The organism is Deltaproteobacteria bacterium, from assembly GCA_016235345.1.
Taxonomy (GTDB): domain Bacteria; phylum Desulfobacterota; class Desulfobacteria; order Desulfobacterales; family Desulfatibacillaceae; genus JACRLG01.
The window spans coordinates 210,809-231,565 of sequence record JACRLG010000028.1 but is presented as its reverse complement, the minus strand read 5'-3'; the positions used below and the strand labels follow the sequence as shown (position 1 = coordinate 231,565).

Here is a 20,757-nt window from a genome sequence, read left to right as displayed (position 1 = left end):
GGTGGCCCCGGCAACTCGTTGCCGGGGTGCGAAGCACAAGAGGTGCAGCAATGATTTTGGCACTAGTTCTGGTATGCGGCTGACTACTTGTTGCAATATCAAGATAGGCCAGTGTATTTAATAACCATGCGCAAGGCGAGGTATTTGAAATGGATAAATGTTTTTTTTGTGACGATTCAAATATTTCAGAAATTGATGAAAGACCTTATAGCCAAGACTCAAGTTATTTGAAGTACAAATGTAAAAAATGTGGATTTGTTAGTCTTTATACAAAAAGTGATATATTCGATATTTCGTATGAACAGCGTATTAATGATCTATTCAAGGGTGGCAGAAAAAAAATATTATGCAGTATTCTTAGGAATAGATATGAAGATGATAAAAATAATTTAAAGGGGAAAAATGATTTTTTATCTATTAAGGATTTAAAAGACTTATATGAATCATATAAAGTTAAGGATAGTATTGAATTAATAAATAATGCTTTGTTGAGATTAGATAAACTTACTAACTACGTTGGCGAACAAATAACATTAAATATATATGATGATTATCCCTTATTTTATTGTTTGGATGCAGGCCATATGGTCCCATTTTTTAGTCTAATACATGATTCAAAATTAATTGTTCTGAATATTAATTCTGTGTTGTTAGATATTAATATTACTTATAATGGGTATAATAGATTAGCTGAATTAAAAACTAAAGGTGAAGGCAATCAATGTTTTGTTGCAATGTGGTTCAATCAAAAAATGGATATCATTTATAAAGCAATCGAAAAAGCTGTCGAATATACCGGGAAAGGCCAAGAAAAGTCAAAATATCGTGCTGTTAGAATAGATAATGTGGAACATAATGGTGATATAAATGATAAAATAATTGCGGAAATTCGCAGAAGCAAGTTCATGGTCTGCGATCTTACCGGATATCGTGGCGGGGTTTATTTTGAAGCGGGTTTCGCTTATGGCCTTGGGCTTCAAGTCATATACACCTGCCGTAAAGACTGGGCGGAGAATCAAGATATATATGATGAATATAGTAATAAAATTGGGACATTATATAATAAAGACGGAAAACCGATAATCGAAAATGCCAAAATCGAAGGCGTACACTTTGATCTTGCTCATAGAAACCGCATCGAATGGGAAGCTAATGATGATGATACGGTGGATGAGCATAAACTTGAAGTTTTTATAGCGCGATTGAGAGATCGAATTGGTGCCACTGTTGTCTAAGGCTGGCGGTCTCGTAGGTTGGGCTGAGGAATGAAGCCCAACAAATTGATTTCATTCCATATTTTTTTGGTCCAACCTAAGATTGGTTCAACTTTTATTCCACACCGACAGGCAGCGCGGCAGGCAGAAGGTACACGCCTTGCCGGATCAATTGTTGGGCTTCGTTCCTCAGCCCAACCTACGGTTGCGACTGCCCACTGCCGCTGTCTTCTCACACCGCCCCAACGGGGATTGAAAACACTCCATCGCTCAAAGGCAGGAAATCCGGGTAGAGGCAGATGACTCCTCCGGGGCCGACGGGGATTTTTAGCTTGGACAGGGCCGGAAAAGCCTTGGCGTCCTCCTTTTTGGGCGCGGCGCTTTTCTTGAATTCAAGCGGATATGCGGTTCCGTCCTGCACAATTAATAGGTCGATCTCGTTTTGCTCCCTGTCCCGGAAAAAGAAAAAGGGCGCGGTTTTTCCGTTGTGCCAAAAGCTTTTTAAAAGCTCCGCAAAAATCCAGGTTTCAAGAATCTGGCCGCCCTGAGCCCCGGCCTCCAGGGTTTCAGGGCTGGACCATCCGGTAAGCCACGCGCAAAGCCCGGTATCCAGAAAGTACAGCTTGGGGGTCTTTATGAGCCTTTTTGTGACGTTGGCGTGGAAGGGCTCCAAAAGGTAAACGATTCCCGATGCTTCCAGTATGGACAGCCAGCTTTTGGCGGTGTTGGGCGCGATGTCCGCGTCCCTGGCAAGCTCCGCCATGTTCAGCAAACCGGCGGTGCGGGCGGCGCAGGCCCGCAGAAACCGCGTGAAGGCCGCCTCGTCCCCCACCCTTGCAAGGTCGCGCACGTCCCGCTTCAGGTAGGTTTCCACGTAGGAGGAGTAAAAAAGGTCACGGTCCATGCCGGGGTTTAGGGCCAAGGCGGGAAAGGAGCCGCGCCAGATGGTCCGGTAAAGGTCCTTCAATCCTAGCCCGCCGCCTGATGCAAGGCGGTCCGGGACAAGAACGGGGTCCGGCAGGAAGGGCGGCGAGTCGTAGCCCGCGTTTTCTGCCTCCCGGCGGGAAAGCCCAAGGAGCCGCACTATCCCCACCCTTCCGGCCAGGGACTCGGAAACGCCTTTCATCAGGTGAAAATGCTGGGAGCCGGTAAGCCAGAAAAGGCCGGGAAGGCCGGTTCTGTCCACCTCCATTTTTATAAAGGGCAGAAGCTCCGGCGCGTACTGGATTTCATCGATTATGACCGGCGGGGAAAAACGCGAGAGAAAAAGGCCGGGGTCGGTTTTTGCAAGGTTTAAAAGAAGTGGGTCGTCAAGTGTGACGTATCGCCGCCCCTCTTCCGAAATGCGGGACAGAAAGGTGGTCTTGCCCACCTGGCGCGCGCCGGTAACCAGCATCACCGGAAACTGTTCCGACGCCCGCCGAAAATATCCTTCGATTGTTCTTTGCCTGTACATGAAATTTCCGTCCAATATGCAGTGTGATTGCATTTTGGACGGAAATTTTGCGTTTGTCAAGAATTACGTTGTGTTAGGTTCGGATCAAATCAGGAATACCATCCAGCGGAACAGCCCGACCCGCTAATAAACCCTGCAAGCCTGCATTCACGCCACGGCCAGGGGGGCTGAGGGAGATGATATGCAAGGGAGGCGAGGATGGCGGGAAGGACGCGTACTAAAAGTACGCTACGCCCCGCCCGTCGACGCCTGACACCGCAGATCGCTCCCTCAGACCCCCTGGATCCAGTTCTTCATTCTGGTAACATGCACCTTCTCCCATTCCGGGGATATGCGGATTTTTGCGAAGGCGGCGAAAAGCGCGTTGACGGCGTTCACGGGCCGGTCGATGAGGGAGGTCTTTTCCAGCACCGCGCCCTCGATCTCGGCGTTCATCTTTATGGGGGCCGTGGGCGGGGTTTTGAGGCCCGCGATGTCCAGGCTCGCGCCCTTTATGGTGAAGGTCCACTTGGAGTCGGCCATCTCCATCACCCAGTGGGCCTCGCTCACCACCGCGCCTTTGCGCAGGGCCAGGATTCCCTCGTCCATGCTGGCCGTGTCGCCCTTAACCGTCACCCTTTCCACGTCGTCCTTGTTCTTTTTTTCCAGGGCTATGCGGTTTCCGAGGGTTAAGGTGATGGATTCCTTGAGTATTTCCGCCACGGCCTTCTGGTCGTTTTCGGTGAGGTACCAAAGCCAGGTGAGGAACTCGTTTCCCAGGAAGCCGTAGCGTTTGAAGCTGTAGTTAACGTCCAGCATGTCGGTTTACTCCGTTGCGAAGGTGGAGGGGGCGGCCTGGGCCAGGCTGTCAATCTGGGCGTCGGTGAGCCCGCAGGAGGTTTCCGCCGTGGTGAAGGGGAAAAGGGGTATCAAAGGCGCGCCGAAGCTCTTGTAAAAGAGGGTTTCAAGCTCGTCCTTGGCGGCCTTCTGGGTGGAGAAAAAATAGAGCCGCTGCTCCCCGTACTTCCACAGAACGTCGTAAACCGCCGGAACCGAAGGCATTCTTATCAGAAGCACGTTTTCCACATGCTCCTTCACTTCCTTTTTCTCATCCTTGGACAGAAACTCCCGGCCCGACTCCCGCAAGCGCCTGTCCACCTCGGCGGCGTACATCTTCTTGACGGTCCCGGCGGGCAGCGATTTCTTGTCTATGCGAAGGCAGAAAACCACGGTGTCGGCCACCACGAAGCTGGCCGCCGAAAAATCCGGCGTGTAGGGCTTGTCGAATGGAGCCCAGCCCACCGAGCGTTTCTGGGGGTCGCCGTTGATCTCTTGGATCACGTTGGCGGAAAGGCCCTTGGCCACGGTTTCCATGAAGGGCTCGGCAATCTCGCCGTTTACGGCGTATCGGGTTACGGCCACCGACGCGGACAAAAATCCCATGATGATGTTTCCTCCAGGTTGTTTTTGATGGGGCGAGGGGTGTATAACCCGTCTGATTTTCGCGTACAACAAGAAAACGCCAACCCCGAAAGAGCCCCATGAAATTTTTGGCCGATCTGCACATTCATTCCAAGTGGAGCCGGGCCACGGCCCGCGACCTCGATTTCGAGAACCTCCATTTCTGGGCCCAGAAAAAGGGGCTGAATGTCGTGGCCACGGGGGATTTCACGCATCCGGCCTGGTTCGCCGAGATTTCCGAAAAGCTCGTTCCCGCCGAACCCGGCCTTTTCCGCCTGAAGGACGATTTCGCCGGGCCGGTGGATCAAACGGTTCCGCCATCGTGCAGGGCGGAGGTGCGCTTCATATTATCAGTCGAGATTTCAAATATTTACAAGAAGGATGGGCGGACCCGCAAGGTCCACAACCTGGTATTTTTCCCCGATCTTGAAGCCGCCTCCCGCTTCAACAAGAGGCTCGAAAAAATCGGAAACATAAAATCGGACGGACGGCCCATCCTGGGGCTCGATTCCAGGGACCTGTTGGAAATCGCCCTGGAGTGCTCGCCGGAAGCCATGTTCATCCCGGCCCACATCTGGACCCCCTGGTTTTCGCTCCTTGGGGAAAAATCGGGTTTTGATGCCGTAGAGGAGTGCTTCGGGGATTTGACCGGCTTTATCACGGCGCTCGAAACCGGGTTGTCGTCGGACCCTCCCATGAACCGGCGGGTTTCGGGCCTGGACCCCTGGGTGCTGGTGTCCAACTCCGACGCACATTCCGCCAAAAAACTGGGGCGCGAGGCCAACATCTTCGATACGGAGCTTTCCTACCATCATATTAAGGATGCGCTGGTTACGGGCGACCCGGAAAGGTTCATCGGCACCCTGGAGTTTTTCCCGGAGGAGGGAAAATACCACGCGGACGGGCACCGGAAATGCGATGTCCGGCTCGATCCCGAAGAATCCGTACGCCTTTCGGGCAGATGCCCCGTGTGCGGCGACCCCCTGACCCTTGGGGTGCTCTACCGGGTGAACGAGCTTGCCGACCGCAAAAATCAAGCGGAATGCCCGAAAAGGCAGGTTTTCGAGAGCGTTATAGGGCTTTCGGGAATCCTGGCGGAGATTTTTTCCTGCGGCCCGGACACGGGCAGGGTGAACGCGGCCTACGAGGCTGTCCTGACGGCCATAGGCCCGGAAATCGGGGTTCTTCGGAACGCTGACACGGCGGCCCTTTCGAGGCTCCCGATCCCGCTTCTGGCAGAGGCCGTGAGCCGGGTTCGCCAGGGCCGGGTGGAACTGATTCCGGGCTACGACGGGGTTTACGGCGAAATCGGGCTTTTCGCCCCCGGCGAGCGCGAAAGCCTTCTTGGGCAGGACGCGCTTTTCGGGGCTCCTGAGACATTGAAGCCCAAGAGGGCAGGGAGGAAGAAAGCTGAAAAGGCCGGTTCCGACGAAATTTCCCAAGAGACCGACCAGCCCGCGCACCCCAAGCTGTCCGCGCCCGAAACCGCCGCCCCGGAACTGAACCCTGAGCAGCTTGCGGCGGTGGAGGCTCCTCCCGCCCCGCTTCTCATAGTGGCAGGCCCCGGCACCGGAAAGACCCGCACACTGGCATATCGTGCGGCCCATCTTGTGAAAAACCTGGGCGCGGCCCCGGAAAGCGTTTTGGCGGTCACCTTCACCAACAAGGCGGCGGGAGAGCTAAAGGAGCGGATATCCGCCCTTCTGCCCGAAGCGTCCGGCGTCACCGTCGCCACCTTCCACGCCCTGGGGCTTATGCTCCTCACCGAAACCCTGGGCCGGGAAAGGCCCTTTTCGGTGATTTCGGAGGCCGACCGGCTGGCCTTCGTTGAAAAGGCCCTGGCCGCCTGCGGGGTTTCCGGCGCCAAGCCCGCCGAGGTGGCGGAAAAAATCAGCCGGGCCAAGGACAGGGTGTGGATACCCGTTGCCGAGCCCGACCTTGGGGAGGGGCTCGATCCCGAAGCATTTTCCGCCTACCAGGGCATTCTGGCCCGGAACCGGGCCTTGGACACCGACGACCTTCTCTACCGCACGGTTCGGATGCTGGAGAGCGAGCCGGATTTCAGGGAAAAATGCCAGCGCCGTTTTTTGCACGTCCTGGTGGACGAGTACCAGGACGTTTCAGCCAGCCAGTACAGGCTGGTGAGGGCGCTATGCCCTGCGGGCGCGAGCCTTGCCGCAATCGGCGACCCGGATCAGGCCATCTACGGGTTCCGGGGCGCGGACGTGGGCTACTTCACCCGCTTCGTCCACGACTACCCGGAAGCGCGGGTGGTGGAGCTTTGGCGGAATTACAGGAGCAGCGATAACATTTTGGGCGCAGCCTCACGGATCGTGGAAAAAGGCCGCCTGTGGACGCCCAAAAAGCCCCTGGAATCGGGCATCCCGATGGAGAACCCCATCCGCCTGTCGCGCCCGGCCACCCCCGCAGCCGAGGCCGAAACCATAGTGGCGGCCATCGAGAACATGGTGGGAGGAACCAGCCATTTTTCCATGGATTCGGGCAGGGCAGGGGCGGATCAACGGGATTTCGGCTTCGGGGACTTCGCGGTGCTGGTCAGGGTAAAGGCCCTTTTCGGCCCGATTTCGGAAGCCTTCGCCCGAAGCGGCATCCCCTTTGAGATCGTGGACAGGAAAAATCTCTTCGACGCCCAGCCCAACCCGGCCATCCTCTCCCTTCTTCGTTTTTCGGAAAAAGCCGCCACCGACGCCGACATGGCCCGGATATTCAGGGTCGCCAAGAGGGGAGTCAACGAGGCTTCCATCCGCGCCCTTGAAGACTTTTCGGCCCGCCTTGGAGCCAGCCTTTTCGACGCCCTTCACGAGGCGAGACGCCTTCCCATGCCGGGCCTGGACCTTGCCCCGCAAAGAAAGCTCGTGGCCCTTGGAACCGATCTCGGCATCCTGTCGGAGAACATGAAGGGCAGGACCGTGGCGGAAAAAATAAAACTTGCCGGAAAATTTCTGGGTGTGTCCGAAACCATGGGCGGCCCGAAAAGCGCATATGAAAGGCTGACGGAAAAGGCCCATGATTTCGGGGGAGACACGGCCCGCTTCCTCTCCTTTTCAGCCCTGGCAAGGGACGAGGACTCCTTTGATCCAAAAGCCCAGCGCGTGGCCGTCATGACCGTTCACGCGGCCAAGGGCCTGGAGTTTGAGGCGGTTTTCGTGGCCGGGTGCGAGGACGGGCTTTTTCCCCTTCATATGCCCGGAAAACCGGGCGATCCGGGCGAGGAGCGCCGCCTCTTTTACGTGGCCGCCACCCGCGCCCGGAGGGTCCTGCGGTTCACAGCCGCCAGCCGCAGAATTGTTTTCGGCAACACCGAAGATCGAGCCATTTCGCCGTTTTTAGCTGAGATTTCAGACTGTTTGGAAGAAGACCGCCCGCGCGGCCCGGCAAAAAAAAGGCCCTTGGGGCCGACCCAGATGTCCTTCGATTTCGCGTAAGATCACTTTAATGTTGAACAAGGCGTCAATTTAGGGTAAGGTGAATTTACCCCTCGAAATATGCCGCCGGAAATGGACCGGAAACAGACACTTTCACAAGGCTGAAAGCGGCAGGGAGGGGACGGGTTGAACGGGGAAAGGCTCGACGAGGCCGGAATGATTGACGTGGTTTCAGAGGAACATTACGAGGACGGCCAGGTCATCTTCGAGGAGCAAAGCTCCGGCGACTGGGTGTACGTCGTGGAATCGGGGGCCGTGGAGCTGTACCGGCTGGTGGACGGAAAAATCGTTGTGATAGCGGTTGCCCGCGAGGGCGAGATTTTCGGTGAGCTGGCCTTCATAGGCGGCTACCCGCGAACCGCATCGGCAAGGGCCCTTGGGAACACTGTGGTGGGGGTCATAGACCGAAAAAGCCTGGACCACGAATACAACAAGATGACCCCGACCTTCAGGCTCGTCATCAAAAGCCTTGCCATAAGGCTCAAGCAGACCACCGACGCCTGCGTGGGAAAAACCGACTGCCGCCGGGAGCTGCGAATTCCAAAGGTACTGGCCCTCACCTTCAAGGACAAGGGCTCGTTTGTAAAAGCATACACGCACAACGTATCGGGAACCGGTCTTTTCATTAAGACCCCGACCCCCCTGAACCAGGGCGAGATTTTCACCTTAGACATTCATCTGCCGGATGATGAAAAACCCATGTCCGTCACCGCAACGGTGGCGTGGAGCCGCAGCCAGACCAACGATCCGGTCGCCAGGCCCGTGGGCATGGGGGTCAAGTTCACCGTCGTGAGCCCTGGCGATGCCAAAAGGCTTTCCGACATTTTGAGTAAACCCTGACCAGGGGGCTTCATGACTGAAAAGCGAAATACCTGCCTTCCGCTTCTTCTTTCGGGAACCTTGTTTCTTTCCGCTCTTTTTTTCTTTTTTTCGGGCGTTAACGCCGTTGCCGACGTTTTCCGCTGGGTTGACGAAGACGGCGTGACCCACTTCACGGACACCCCCAAGCACAAGGGCTACAGGGTTTTCATCAGGGAAAAGCGCTCCCGCACCTCATCCAAAAAGGTCCGGGCGGCCAGGTACTACGCCAGCCGGGAATCGCGCTTCACCGACCGCGACACCTACGACAACATCATAAGGGAAGCCGCCGAGACCTACGGCCTGGAGTTCGCGCTCGTCAAGGCCGTGATAAAGGTGGAGTCCAATTTCAATCCCCGCGCGCGCTCGCCCAAGGGGGCGAAGGGCCTCATGCAGGTCATGCCCTTCAACTACAGCAAGCTCGGCATCGAAGACCCCTATAACCCCCGCGATTCCATCATGGGCGGGTCCAAGTACCTCTCACAGATGATGGCCAATTACGGCAACGAAGTCGATCTGGCCCTGGCCGCCTACAACGCCGGTCCCGGCGCGGTGGATTCATGCGGAAGGCGCATCCCGTCCATTCCCGAAACCCGCTCCTACGTAAGCCGGGTCAAGGAAATCTACAATATTTACGCCGCCCGCCAGACCAACTCCGACGCGGCGGTTTTCCGGGCCGACGGAACCGAGGTCAAACCGGAGGACAAGGCCCTGGCGGATACGCGCACCTACCAGTGACAGCCTGGATAAAAACGCGATCCGCTGTGTTGTGCTTCAAAGCCAATTCCGTCACGTACTTTCAGTACGCTTGACTCATTGGCTTTTCGCCCGCCTTGCGGCTCATCGTTTTTATCCAGGCTGTCTTCTCGGCCCTTTTTCAACAGGCTGGTAAGGAATCGGGCTTTTGGGTGAGGCAGCCATCTGATTTTGATTTTTGAAAGGCCCCGTTGAGGGCCTTTTTTATTGGAGGCGGATTAATGGGAAATACGGCTGAAACGACGGTGAGCGGGCTGCTGGCCCTGCCGGTGAAGGGCTTCATGGATGATGGAGAGGCGGAAAGGCTCTACGAAACAGCCCTTCTGGCGGCGGAAATCGGCCCCTGCCTGGAAATAGGCTCCTACTGCGGAAAATCTACACTGTTTCTGGGAACGGCCTGCCGGGAAAACGGCGCGGTGCTCTTTTCCATAGACCACCACCGGGGAAACGAGGAGCAGCAGCCGGGCGAGGCCTACCACGACCCGGAACTGGTCTGCCCGGTGACGGGCCTCATGGACACCTTCCGCTTCTTCCGCAAGACCCTGAGCCTCGCGGACCTTGACGACACCGTCATACCGCTGGTCTGCAAAAGCGCCCTTGCGGCCAAATCTTGGACCACGCCCCTGGGGCTCGTCTTCATCGACGGCGGCCACACCTTTTCGGCGGCCACCACCGATTACGTGAACTGGAGCGGCTTCGTGAAGGCCGGAGGGTATCTGGTCATCCACGACATCTTCTTCGATCCCGACGAGGGCGGACAGGCCCCCCGCCACGTTTACGAGCTTGCCAAAGCCTCCGGCCTCTGGGACGAACTTCCCATGACCAAAACCCTGGGGATTTTACGGCGCAAAGGCGGCGTGCAGGCGGGGTGAGAGGGGAAGTGGACCGTCAGCGAGGAAAATGGTGCGAATACGATAGTATTCATCTTCAATGAAAGACTCGATGGAATGGTAAGTAAAAAGAGTAGTTATTTTATCGTAAGGTTGCTATTGGGGTTCGGCGTCTTAATGATTGTTATGAGCTTTTTGAGTAGCGCGCAAAAAACATTTTTTATTTTTCAGCTACTTGGGGTTATATTATTGTTAATTGCATTTATACTATCTATTTTTAAATATAATAAATCTGAATGTAGCACAAAAAAAACTGAAACAATGGATCAAAAATTATATATCCAGGAAAAATATTATGGTAATATATCTATAATATTTAAAAGAGTAATTACGTCAAAAGTAATTTTTGTATATTTAATAAATATTATAATTTATTGTTATTATATTATCCAAACTGATAATTTTAAAGAGGTCACTATAAGTGCATTATGTTCCTTGATTATTCTGTTTTCTATTTGTGATTCATTAGTAATGGGGCGAGTTGAGACAAACCTAAGGATTTTTTATGCTGATAAAAATAAGTGGAGTTTTAAGATAGTAATAGTGATTATGTGGTGCATGTATATTGTGATGACAATATTACCCCTTCTTCCTTCCTAAAGCGGTCCCATCCTCGTCCGGGAATTTTTCCATTTCTATTTGAATGCAACTTCGCCTCAATCAAACACCGGCGGGAAGAACACGCTTCCTGAGCACACCGGGCAGGCCTGGAGCCTTAGGGGCCGCTCCAGGCGGCAGCGGGAGAGAAGCTCGTCGTTTTTGAATATTTCAAGGGTGTTGCCGTCCGCGAGAACCTTTCCCTCACACATCACGATGGTTCGCGGGCAGAGGTCCAGCACCATGTCGAGGTCGTGGGTGGCTATGATCCTTGTGTGGACGAAGCTGCGCAGAAGCTCCATCACGCTTCTTCTTGCCCTGGGGTCGAGGTTCGATGTGGGCTCGTCCAGCACCAGGATGTCCGGCGACATGGAAAGCACCGTGGCCACCGCCACGGCCCGCTTTTCGCCGCCCGAAAGGCGGTATGGGGGCCGGTCGGCAAGGTGGCCTGCGCCCACGGTTTCCAGCGCCCGGTTGACCCTTTCTGCCACTTCCTGGGGTTCAAGTCCCATGTTGAGCGGCCCGAAGGCCACATCGTCGTAGACCGTGGGCATGAAAAGCTGGTCGTCCGGGTCCTGGAAAACCATTCCCACCGTGCGCCGCACGTACTTCACGGTTTTTTTGGTCACCGGAAAATCGCCGATCTGCACAGTTCCGTTTTCAGGCACCCAGTAGCCGTTAAGGTGCCGCAGGAGGGTGGACTTGCCCGCCCCGTTGGCCCCCACTATGCCCACGCACTCGCCGTGGGTTATGCGGAAGCCGACCCCGGAAAGGGCTTCGCGCTTTCCGCCCGGATATCTGTAGTGAAGGTCCTTCACCTCAACGATGTGATGGCTCATGGCGCAAGTCCCGTGGCAAGGCTTCCAAGCAGAAGCGGCAGGTCGTAAACCCTGGTCAGAATGAAAAAGCCGGTCCAGAAGGCGATGTACAGGAAATCCGCGCCGGTCATGCGCATGGGCCGCATCATCCGCATTTCCCCGTCAAAACCCCGGCCCAGCATGGCCATGTGGATCCTCTGGGCCCGGTCGATGGCCCTGAGGAGCAGATGCCCCAAAAGAGTGCCGTACATGCGCATGGTGGGCTTTTCGTCCGCGAGGTTCCGTAGGGAGTAGGCCCTCATCATGCGGCCCGCCTCACGGGCCAGGACGAAGATGTAGCGGTACAAAAGGCCCAGTTGCACCACGAAGGCCCGTGGGACGCGCATTTTGGTGAGGGCCCTGCACACGGGGTCAAAGCCCGTGACCGCCACCAGGATGAGGGCCGCCGAAAGTGTGAGGGCGAAACGCAGCATGATGGACAAAAACGAGATCACCCCGCCCGACACCCCGAAGGGGCCGACGTGGGCTATGATCTCTCGGTCCAGGATGGGGTTCCAGATTCCCACCAGAAGGGCGAAGGGGCTTGCCAGAAGGAGCTTTCCCGCAAGGTAGCCCGCAGGAAGGCCGGACACGGCCAGAAGCGCCACCGGGTAGAGAACCAGGGGTAGAAGGCCCGAAAGGTCGCGGCTGTCCCGCAAGACCACCGTGACAAGGAAAAATGCGGTCACGATGACCTTGGACCTGGGGTCCAGCCGGTGGACGAAGCTGTCGCCCGCCGCCAGGTCCTCCAGCCGGGCCATGTCCAAAAGATTCGATTCCAGTCTGCCCACTCGCCTGTCAGCCTTTTGCTTTGCGGTACTGCTCCAGCTTAGCAATCACCTCGTCCAGAAGGCTCTGGGGATAAAGGTCGCCGGCGGCGCGTTTCCAGACGGTTTTCGCCATGGCCTGCAACTGGGCGCCCTCCTTCTGGTCGATTTTCACTTCCACAATGCCGTAGGCTATCATCGCCCGCATACAGCGTTCGGAGTCCTTGCGGGAATAATCGTTGAACTCCCTTGTTATGGCCTCGCGCTCCTTCATGTAATCTATGCGGTATTGTTCGGGGGCGGCGTTCCAGACTTTTTTGGAAATCATCACCGTCACCGGCGAGTAGCGCACCTTTACCGGCAGGATGTATTTGACGAAGGGAAAAATCTGGGAGCCTAAAACCCACATGGCCGGAGCGATTGCCGCGTCAACCTCGCCCTTGCCGATTATGCGGTTTATGTCCGTTATGCTTGCCGGTGTGGACTTAACACCAAGGGTGGTAAAAAGGTGCTTTTCTATGTCACCGTACCAGCGCACGAAGTGGGAAGCCCGGATTTTCGCCAGGGATGTGAGATCGTGTTTCATTGAGTAAATCTGGTCGAAATCCTGGTCAACCCACAAGAGGAGCTTCATGCCCCTGTTTTCAGCGTGTCGGTCGAACTCGGGATACATGGATTTTCTGATGAAATCCACCTCATCGAAGTTTTTGAACAAAAAGGGAAGGGTTAGAACGGAAAATTCCCGGCATGCCGCAACAGTGCCGTAGCCTGAAAAGCCGCCGCCTTCCAGCTCGCCCCTTTTCACCTGCCTGAGGATGGCGTCGTCGTCGCCCTTGATGCCGCCCCAGAAGATTTTGACGTCAAGCTCGCCGCCGGTGAAGCGGTCGATGTAGGGAAGGAGGATTTCCTTGGCCCTCTTGCTCCAGCCCATGCCGCCCGGAACCACAGTGGCCACCCGCCACACAATTTTGCCCTTTTTGGCCGGGGCCGCCTTCGCCTTTGGGGCGTTTGCCGCAAAAACCGAAGAAGCGAAAATGAAAACGAGACAGAAACCGAGTACGGCGGAAAAACGGACAGCTTTTACACGCATCATCAGACGTTCCTCCCATGTCGGTCAGCCTTGCCAACCGGATGCTGACCTTTAAACGACCCCCGGAAAACTCCCGTCAAAAAAATCGATCAACCTGCTTTTAATGTACGTTATTTTTAGCACCCTTTGAGAAGGCGCGACGTTAAGCCTGGATAAAAACGATGAAGCGCTAAGGTTGACGAGTGGCGCGGGAGCAAGCGTACTTAATGTACGTGGCGGACCGCGCCTCGAAGTCTGACACAGCGATTCGCGTTTTTAGACGGGCGCTCAAGGCATTGCCCACAGATGCCGCACCAGAGCGGGCTCCAGGCTCGATACGGCCACCGCGCCGTACTCCTCCTCAAGCTCGGTGAAGAGGGCGTCGAAAACATCGCCCAAGCCGGTTCTGATTTTTTCCTCGTCCCAGCCGCTCATTTTGACGCAAAATTCCAGAAAGGCCTTTTTCGCTTCCAGGGAGACCCTCTGAACGGGTCGGCTCGCATCCCACAGATTTGTGAAGAAATCCTTGAACTCGCTCCGGGTGAGCCTGGCAAACTCCGGGGCGAGCCCGCAGAAGTCCCTGGCCCAGACCGTAAGAATCATGGCGTCCCAGCAAAGGCCGGGAACCTTGAGAAATCCTTGGTCAACACTCCAGCCGGAAAGGAAGGAATCCAGCGCCATGACCTTTGAAAGGGCGTTTTCCGCCGTTTTGGCGTCGTTAAGGCTGTCGAATTCCCGGTAGAGCCTGCCCGACTGGTAGTTGTCGAAGCAAAGGGGCTTTTTGAGCAAAAGCCCGCCTAAGTGGCCGAGCCAGGTTTCGCCCCAGAAATCGAGCGGCAGGCCGACCCGCTGGAACCAGGCCTCCTTGCGCCATGTAACGGCCTTTGCCCTTATGTCCAGAACAGAGGAATAACCCAGGCGGAAAAGGGCGTCCAGTGGGTATTGCCCGATATGGGCCGAGGCCGCTTCCGGGGCGCTGCCGCCAAGGCGTTCGATCCCCATGCTGATGTAGCCGCAGGCCTTGCGCACCACTGCGGCCAGGTCGTCCCTGCCGTTAACCCGTATCTGGTCCGCAGAGGCGATCAGGTTGCACAGGGCCGCGAATTCCTCCTCCTTCGCAAGAAGGGTTTCCGGGTCGTTCAACCGGGCCAGGGCGTCCGTAAAAAGGCCCGCCGTTCTGGTGAAGCCGGGCAAAAGGGGCAGGGGCTGGGGAGTTTCCGCTTTTTTGGCCGGTTCCCCGGCCTTTCGGAACCTTGCCATGTCCCTGGACGACAGGTGGGCGTAAACCGCCACGGCCTCGTGATGGGGCAAAAAGCCCTGCTCGGCAAGGCGCACGTTCCTGAGCCTGAAAAGCTCCTCCTCGGTCTCGTTCGGAATCACCACGTTGGTCTCGAACAGAAAGGCCCGGTATATCTCGTAATCGCTTCCGGCCAGACGGTCCAGAATGGCCCGCACAAGGTTGTCCCGGTCCACCCCGGATGATTCCGATTCGGTTGCAGTATCGGTTGCGGGTTCGGTTCCGGCGGTTGTTTCGGGCGTGTCGTCCGAAATGGTCTGAAGGTACATGGAGCCGTCCAGGGTGAACCAGTCGCCCGGAAGGTCGGTGGGGTCCTCGTCTTCGTCCAGGGCCACTATTTTGGCCCTCTTGTTGAGCCAGAACTTGAAGGCTTCGGGCTCCTCGTTTTCCAGAAAGCTGACCAGCCGGTCCGGGTCGGCCTGGCGGAGGATGTCAAGCCAGTAGTCCATGCGCGAAAGGTCCAGGCGGTCCCGGCTCCAGGTTTCCACGTCCAGAAAGTGCCGCCACTGCTCCTGGGAAGCCAGGGCCAGAAGTTCTATGGCGTCTTCCGGGCCGATTTCCTTTACCAGAAGGTAAAAGTCCTGGCTCGCCAAGGAGCGCACCAGGGCGGTCGCCCAGGGGTGGTCCAGAATGGCGTCATGGGCCTTTTCGGGCTCCATGGCCATTAGGTGGGCGCGAACCTCCGAAATGTCCGGCCCCCGTGCGGCAAGATCGCTTTCGCCTAAATCAGATGCCATTTTTCGCTTTCCCGTCAGCCGCCTCTTTTGCCCACAGCGGGGCGAATTTCACCAGGAGCAGAAGCCCCGGAATGGCTGCGGCCATGCAGGTGAAGAAGAACACCGGCCAACCCATGACCTCGGCCATGAAGCCGGTGGGCGCTGAAATCACCACGCGGGGTATGCCCATGAGGCTTGAGAGCAGCGCGTACTGGGTGGCGGTGAAACGCTTGTCGGTTATTGACGCCATGAAGGCAGCGTAGGCCGATGTGCCCATGCCGAAACAGAGGTTCTCCAGGGTGATGACCACGGCGAGCAGCACCGTGTTGGTGCCGGACCAGTACAGGATGGGAAAGCCGATGAGGGCCACGGCCTGGAGAGCGCCGAAAATCCACAGGCTCCTGTTGATGCCGAGCCTCACCATGAGAATGCCGCCGATGAGCGAGCCCCCAAGGCTGGCCCAGAACCCGAAGAGCTTCACCACCGCACCTATCTGGGTCTTGGTGAAGCCGATGTCCAGGTAAAAGGGGATGGTCATGGACGAGGCCATGGTGTCGCCAAGCTTGTAGAACAGGATGAAGATAAGTATCCAGACGGCGTTTTCACGTGAAAAATACTCGGTTAAAGGCAGGATCACGGCGTCACGGAGGGTGCGCGGGGGCCTGCCTTCCACCTTGGGCTCGTGGGCCAGAAGGGTGGTGGCGATTCCCGGAATCATGCAGGCAGCCATGATGAGATAGACCGAGGAAAAGGGCATGTAGTCGGCCATTATGAGGCCGGGGCCGGATGCCAGGAGCATCCCCAGACGGTAGCCGTTGACGTAAAGCGCCGAGCCAAGGCCCAGTTCCTCGTCCGTGAGGTCCTCGCGCCTATAGGCGTCAACCACGATGTCTTGGGAGGCGGAAAAAAATGTCACCCCAAGGGCGGCCAGGGCCATGAGCCACGGATACTGGGCCGGGTGCGAGCGGGAAAGGCCCACTATTGCCCCCATAAGGGCGATCTGGGCCACCAGGAGCCAGCCCCGCCTTCTGCCCAGAAACGGGAGGGTGATCTGGTCCAGAAAGGGCGCCCACAGGAATTTTACCGTGTACGGCAGGCCCACCAGGGAGATGAGCCCGATGGATCCAAGGTCCACGCCCTCCTGCTTCATCCAGGCCTGGAGCACCGTTATGGTGAGAAGAAGCGGCAGGCCGCAGGAAAAGCCCATGAGAAGGCTCACCAGCATTCGCGGGTTGGCCAGGGCCTTTATCATTGAAGGTTTGGCTTTTTCGGTCACGGTTTTTTCTTTTTCCGGCCCCGGACAAGTTCCGTCCGGGGACCCTGGAAGTTAACAGGCCGTCCAAAAACGCGATCCGGCAGTGTTCGCGCATCAAAGCCAATTCCGTCACGTACTTTTAGTACGCTTGACTCATTGGCTTTTCGCACGCCTTGCGGCTCATCGTTTTTGATCAGCCTGTATAGTTGCCTTTTTAGACGGGCTGCTAATCCAGAAGGCAGCGCACAGAAGGCGACACACAATCCGCGAACTGGTCGAAATTCTTCCTGAAACTGCCCAGAAGGCTTTTGGCCCGGTTTTCGTATTCCGCGCAGTCCTTTGCCGCGTTTTTCGGATTGAGTATTTCGGGCGGCACGCCGGGGCAGCTTTGGGGTATGGAAAGCCTGAAAAAGGGCTCTGTTTCGTAAGGTACGCCGTCAAGCTCGCCGGAAAGGGCCGCTTTGGCAAGCGCTCTGCTGTAGCGTATGGGGATGCGCTCGGTTTTTCCTGCGGGCTCGCCCATCCATCCGGTGTTCAGAAGCCAGCAGTTGACCTTGTGCGCCTTTATCTTCTCCCGCAGAAGGGTGGCGTAGACGCTTGGGGGAAGGGCCATGAAGGGCGCGCCGAAGCAGGTGGAGAACGTGGTGGACGGCTCGGTGAGGCCCACCTCGGTTCCGGCGACCTTGGCGGTGTAGCCCGAAAGAAAGTGGTACTCGGCCTGCTCCGGGGTGAGCCTGGAGATGGGGGGCATGACCCCGAAGGCGTCGCAGGTGAGCATCACGATGTTTTTCGGGTGCCCGCAAAAGCCTTCCTCCACCACGTTGCTTATGTGGGTTAGAGGGTAGCCCGCCCTGGTGTTTTCGGTGAGGCTGGCGTCGTTGAGGTCGATCCTCCTGGTTTCCAGGTCGATCCCCACGTTTTCCAGGATGGTGCCGAACATGCGGGTGGTGGCGTAGATGTCGGGCTCTGCTGTGGGCGAGAGCCTTATCACCTTGGCGTAGCAGCCGCCCTCGAAGTTGAAGACCCCGTTGTCGCTCCATCCGTGCTCGTCGTCGCCAACGAGTTTGCGTTCCGGGTCCGCCGAAAGGCTGGTCTTGCCCGTGCCCGAAAGCCCGAAAAACACCGCGCAGTCGCCCTTATCCCCCACGTTTGCGGAGCAGTGCATGGAAAGCACGTTTTTCTGGGGCAGGAGGTAATTCATGAGGGTGAAGATGCTTTTTTTGATCTCCCCGGCGTAGCTGGTGCCGCCGATCAGTATGATCTTGCGGCCAAGGTTGATTATGATGAAGGCTTCCGAGCGCGTGCCGTCGATTTCGGGCACAGCGTGAAAGCGCGGGGCGTTTATTATGGTGAATTCGGGCCGGTAGGCCTCCAGCTCGTCCCTGTCCCTGATCTTCAAAAACATGTTGCGGGCGAACAGGCTGTGCCAGGCGTTTTCGGTTATCACCCTGATGGGCACCCGGTAACGCGGGTCGACGCCGCCGTAACAGTCCTGGATGAAGAGGTCCTTGCCTTGGAGATAGGCCAGCATCCTTCTGTAGAGGATGTCAAACTTGGCCTCTTCCATGCCCTTGTTCACATCCCCCCACCAGATTTTGTCGCAGCTCGTGGGCTCCTTGACGAAAAACTTGTCGTGGGGAAGACGCCCGGTGTGATGCCCGGTTCTTACCACCACCGGCCCCATGAAGGAGATTATTCCCTCCCTTCGCCTCACTATCTCCTCGTAAAGGCTCGGAGCGGGCTTGTCCCAGTAAATTTGTCCAAGGTTGGTGAGGCCTAAGCCGGTAAGTTCGTCTTTGCGTCTTTCATCCAGTGTCATGGTTCTTCCTTGGCAGGTTTGGGTGGAAAAGAGTTGGGCTTGCGCCTTTCCCCACGGTAAATTCTCATAAACGAAAATGTATAACACGGAAAAAAACATCAAGGCAACACGAGTGTCAACGATTGGCCCAAAAATATGATTTTTATTGAAATCCGGGGCCTTGGGAAAAAGGCGGGCCGCCCTTCCGATGCATTTTTTCCCGCCGATGCAGCCAACCCTTATTGAGGAATTGCCCGAAACCGCTTTTTGGTGTAAATGATAATGATCCGATACAGGACAAAGGGGGGGACGGACTTATGCGGCGTTTTGGCGCGGGCCTTTTGATGCTTGTTCTTCTGGCGGCGGCTTTCGGGATTCCCGGCCAGGTTTCGGCTGAGCCTTCGGGCGACGCGACTCTTGACGTTGTGCTGGTTCTGGACAACTCCCGGAGCATGAGGAAGAACGACCCGAAGTTTCTGAGCCGGGAGCTTGTGAAAAACTTCATCCAGAGCCTGCCCGAAGGCTCTGCCTGCGGCATGGTGGTCTTCGGAAAATTGGCCAGGCAGACCGTGCCCCTTATCCTGCTTTCGGGCGCGGGCGCGGTTGACGCGCTTTTTTCGGGAATCACGGCAGTTGATTATTCCGATGATTTCACCGACAGCCCGGCGGGAATCGAACGCGCCCTTTACGAGCTTGTTAAAAAGGGCAGGCCGGAAAGCCGCAAGATCATCGTTTTCCTCACCGACGGCATAGTGGATACCGGCGACAGGCAGGAGGACGCAAGAAAGAGGGAGTGGCTCTTAACCGACATCACGGCCCAGTGCAAAAAAAACGGGGTGCGCATATTCGGCGCGGCCTTCACCGAGGAAGCCGACTACCAGCTCATCCAGAGCCTTGCCGAACGCACTTCGGGCGGCTACTACAGGGCAATTTTGCCGGAGGAGATAAGGGGCGTCTTTAACGAGGTCCTCGAAGCGGCCCTTGCGCCCGACGAGACCGAAAAAGCCCCTGAAACCGCGACCGCTGTACCGCAGCCCGCCCCCGCCGTCCGGCCCCCCGCCAGCCCGGCAACGCCCCCAGCCGAAGAAAAAGCCGGTTCCGGCCTTGTGCTTCTGGGCGGCCTCCTGCTTGCCGCCTGCCTTTCCGCAGTCTTGTTTTTCATGCACAGGAAAAGAACCCACAAGAGCGTAATACTCAGACGGGACGCCATATTTCTGGGCAGCCCCGATCTTTCCAGAAAGCCCGTCCAGCCCAAGGCCGAGATGCTCCCTCTTTCGGGCACGCCGGATTTTCTGCCCATCATCATCCGCGACCCCATTACCCGCATAGGCCGCAAAAAGGGCAACGAGGTGGTGATAGACAACCCCGCCATTTCGCGCTTTCACGCCGTCATAGAATTCAAGGACGGAGCCTATTACATAGAGGATCAGAATTCCGCCAACAAGACCATAATAAACGACAAGCCCATAAGCCCCCACACAAGGGTGCGCCTGGAATCCGGCATGACCGTCGCCTTCGACACGGTGAAATACCGCTTCGTGAGGCCGGATGAACGCATTGACGACGAATCGATACAGGACGACGACCCGGCGGACAAGACCCTTTTCCACAACTTGAACAACATGGCCGCCCCCAAGCCCTCCCCGGCCCCCAAACCGCCGCCCGTAAACGGCCCGGCCATTTCCGCGCCGTCGCCCGTAAAGGAGCAGGAGGAGCAGGCATCCGCGCTGTCCGGGACCATCGAAACGCGCTCTTTTCCCTCCCCAAAGGAGGAAGGCCCGGTGAGCCCGGCCCAAAAGACCGGAGACGAGGCCCCCGGCTCCCGCGACACCCCGCCCTCTTTTTCACCGGCCAAGGCAGTCGAAGCAGCGCTCTCAAGCCCCGCGCCCCCACGCGCCGGGGCCAACATCTGCCCCTGGCACCCGGACCGCTTCGCGGACGTGATCTGCCCCAAGTGCAAAAAGCCCTGTTGCGACAAGTGCATGGCGGCCAAGGACAACCAATTCCTCTGCCCCGCCTGCCGCCTGGGGGGCTGAGGGAGCGAGCTGCGGCGTCAGACTTCGTCGGGCGGCGCGTCGCGTACTTTTAGTACGCGTCCTTCCCGCCCTCCTCGCCTTCCTTGCATCTCATCTCCCTCAGCCCCCCAGGCCCCGCCGGTAGGGTAAGAGGGAAAGAAAGAAGAAAAAAAGAAGCTCAGGGAATTGGTGCGTCCGACCGCGCTGACGTGTTCATCTCCCGTGAGCCCCCCCAGGCCCCGCCGGTAGGGTAAGAGGGAAAGAAAGAAGAAAAAAAGAAGCTCAGGGAATTGGTGCGTCCGACCGCGCTGACGTGTTCATCTCCC

General features: G+C 56.8%; 15 protein-coding genes. 6 read left to right on the top strand and 9 right to left on the bottom strand.

The window, feature by feature from the left end:
• The first annotated feature begins 149 nt into the window (after positions 1 to 149).
• Positions 150 to 1,235 (top strand): hypothetical protein, encoded by a 1,086-nt coding sequence (locus HZB23_14640; GenBank protein ID MBI5845894.1) that lies wholly within the window; start codon positions 150 to 152, stop codon positions 1,233 to 1,235.
• A gap of 211 nt (positions 1,236 to 1,446) precedes the next feature.
• Here the strand turns inward: HZB23_14640 and HZB23_14635 are convergent, their stop codons facing one another.
• The 3 genes from HZB23_14635 to rdgC all read right to left on the bottom strand — a co-directional run bounded on the left by HZB23_14635 (position 1,447) and on the right by rdgC (position 4,092).
• A complete protein-coding gene (locus HZB23_14635; protein ID MBI5845893.1) occupies positions 1,447 to 2,670 on the bottom strand; it encodes an ATP-binding protein in 1,224 nt (407 codons plus the stop codon).
• A 270-nt stretch (positions 2,671 to 2,940) separates the two neighbouring features.
• Positions 2,941 to 3,468, bottom strand: a complete 528-nt coding sequence (locus HZB23_14630; protein MBI5845892.1) for a hypothetical protein — start codon at positions 3,466 to 3,468, stop codon at positions 2,941 to 2,943.
• A gap of 6 nt (positions 3,469 to 3,474) precedes the next feature.
• Entirely contained in the window at positions 3,475 to 4,092 is a 618-nt protein-coding gene (gene rdgC, locus HZB23_14625; protein ID MBI5845891.1) for a recombination-associated protein RdgC, read from the bottom strand.
• A gap of 98 nt (positions 4,093 to 4,190) precedes the next feature.
• Between rdgC and HZB23_14620 the strand changes: the two genes are divergently transcribed.
• The 4 genes from HZB23_14620 to HZB23_14605 all read left to right on the top strand — a co-directional run bounded on the left by HZB23_14620 (position 4,191) and on the right by HZB23_14605 (position 10,042).
• Entirely contained in the window at positions 4,191 to 7,556 is a 3,366-nt protein-coding gene (locus tag HZB23_14620; GenBank protein ID MBI5845890.1) for a UvrD-helicase domain-containing protein, read from the top strand.
• Between the two features lie 126 nt (positions 7,557 to 7,682).
• Positions 7,683 to 8,396 carry a TIGR02266 family protein gene (locus tag HZB23_14615; GenBank protein ID MBI5845889.1) on the top strand — a complete coding sequence of 238 codons (714 nt, stop codon included), beginning with the start codon at positions 7,683 to 7,685 and terminating at the stop codon, positions 8,394 to 8,396.
• A 12-nt stretch (positions 8,397 to 8,408) separates the two neighbouring features.
• Positions 8,409 to 9,152: a lytic transglycosylase domain-containing protein gene (locus HZB23_14610; protein MBI5845888.1), complete on the top strand. Its 744-nt coding sequence runs from the start codon at positions 8,409 to 8,411 to the stop codon at positions 9,150 to 9,152.
• A gap of 239 nt (positions 9,153 to 9,391) precedes the next feature.
• On the top strand, positions 9,392 to 10,042 hold the full coding sequence (locus tag HZB23_14605; protein MBI5845887.1) for a class I SAM-dependent methyltransferase: 651 nt from the start codon (positions 9,392 to 9,394) through the stop codon (positions 10,040 to 10,042).
• Between the two features lie 674 nt (positions 10,043 to 10,716).
• On the opposite strand, the gene HZB23_14600 is transcribed toward HZB23_14605, so the two are convergent.
• From HZB23_14600 to pckA, 6 genes are all read right to left on the bottom strand, one after another.
• Positions 10,717 to 11,496, bottom strand: a complete 780-nt coding sequence (locus tag HZB23_14600) for an ABC transporter ATP-binding protein (protein MBI5845886.1) — start codon at positions 11,494 to 11,496, stop codon at positions 10,717 to 10,719.
• Entirely contained in the window at positions 11,493 to 12,305 is an 813-nt protein-coding gene (gene cbiQ / locus HZB23_14595) for a cobalt ECF transporter T component CbiQ (GenBank protein MBI5845885.1), read from the bottom strand. The genes HZB23_14600 and cbiQ overlap by 4 nt, the downstream gene beginning before the upstream one ends.
• Before the next feature lie 7 nt (positions 12,306 to 12,312).
• Positions 12,313 to 13,374, bottom strand: coding sequence for a TRAP transporter substrate-binding protein DctP (gene dctP / locus HZB23_14590; GenBank protein ID MBI5845884.1), 1,062 nt, complete (start codon positions 13,372 to 13,374; stop codon positions 12,313 to 12,315).
• A 264-nt stretch (positions 13,375 to 13,638) separates the two neighbouring features.
• Positions 13,639 to 15,384, bottom strand: a complete 1,746-nt coding sequence (locus tag HZB23_14585) for a hypothetical protein (protein ID MBI5845883.1) — start codon at positions 15,382 to 15,384, stop codon at positions 13,639 to 13,641.
• A complete protein-coding gene (locus HZB23_14580; GenBank protein ID MBI5845882.1) occupies positions 15,374 to 16,615 on the bottom strand; it encodes an AmpG family muropeptide MFS transporter in 1,242 nt (413 codons plus the stop codon). Before HZB23_14580 ends, HZB23_14585 begins: the two co-directional genes overlap by 11 nt.
• A 229-nt stretch (positions 16,616 to 16,844) precedes the next feature.
• Entirely contained in the window at positions 16,845 to 18,437 is a 1,593-nt protein-coding gene (gene pckA, locus HZB23_14575; protein ID MBI5845881.1) for a phosphoenolpyruvate carboxykinase (ATP), read from the bottom strand.
• 296 nt (positions 18,438 to 18,733) lie between these two features.
• Between pckA and HZB23_14570 the strand changes: the two genes are divergently transcribed.
• Positions 18,734 to 20,452: an FHA domain-containing protein gene (locus tag HZB23_14570; GenBank protein ID MBI5845880.1), complete on the top strand. Its 1,719-nt coding sequence runs from the start codon at positions 18,734 to 18,736 to the stop codon at positions 20,450 to 20,452.
• The last annotated feature ends 305 nt before the right edge of the window (positions 20,453 to 20,757 follow it).

Excerpts from the sequence above, each read along its gene's own strand:
- pckA (MBI5845881.1), bottom strand. The coding sequence starts at position 18,437 with ATGACACTGGATGAAAGACGCAAAGACGAACTTACCGGCTTAGGCCTC.
- HZB23_14600 (MBI5845886.1), bottom strand. The coding sequence starts at position 11,496 with ATGAGCCATCACATCGTTGAGGTGAAGGACCTTCACTACAGATATCCG.
- HZB23_14620 (MBI5845890.1), top strand. The coding sequence starts at position 4,191 with ATGAAATTTTTGGCCGATCTGCACATTCATTCCAAGTGGAGCCGGGCC.
- HZB23_14580 (MBI5845882.1), bottom strand. The coding sequence starts at position 16,615 with ATGATAAAGGCCCTGGCCAACCCGCGAATGCTGGTGAGCCTTCTCATG.
- HZB23_14610 (MBI5845888.1), top strand. The coding sequence starts at position 8,409 with ATGACTGAAAAGCGAAATACCTGCCTTCCGCTTCTTCTTTCGGGAACC.
- dctP (MBI5845884.1), bottom strand. The coding sequence starts at position 13,374 with ATGATGCGTGTAAAAGCTGTCCGTTTTTCCGCCGTACTCGGTTTCTGT.
- rdgC (MBI5845891.1), bottom strand. The coding sequence starts at position 4,092 with ATGGGATTTTTGTCCGCGTCGGTGGCCGTAACCCGATACGCCGTAAAC.
- HZB23_14585 (MBI5845883.1), bottom strand. The coding sequence starts at position 15,384 with ATGGCATCTGATTTAGGCGAAAGCGATCTTGCCGCACGGGGGCCGGAC.
- HZB23_14630 (MBI5845892.1), bottom strand. The coding sequence starts at position 3,468 with ATGCTGGACGTTAACTACAGCTTCAAACGCTACGGCTTCCTGGGAAAC.
- HZB23_14605 (MBI5845887.1), top strand. The coding sequence starts at position 9,392 with ATGGGAAATACGGCTGAAACGACGGTGAGCGGGCTGCTGGCCCTGCCG.
- HZB23_14635 (MBI5845893.1), bottom strand. The coding sequence starts at position 2,670 with ATGTACAGGCAAAGAACAATCGAAGGATATTTTCGGCGGGCGTCGGAA.
- HZB23_14570 (MBI5845880.1), top strand. The coding sequence starts at position 18,734 with ATGCGGCGTTTTGGCGCGGGCCTTTTGATGCTTGTTCTTCTGGCGGCG.
- HZB23_14640 (MBI5845894.1), top strand. The coding sequence starts at position 150 with ATGGATAAATGTTTTTTTTGTGACGATTCAAATATTTCAGAAATTGAT.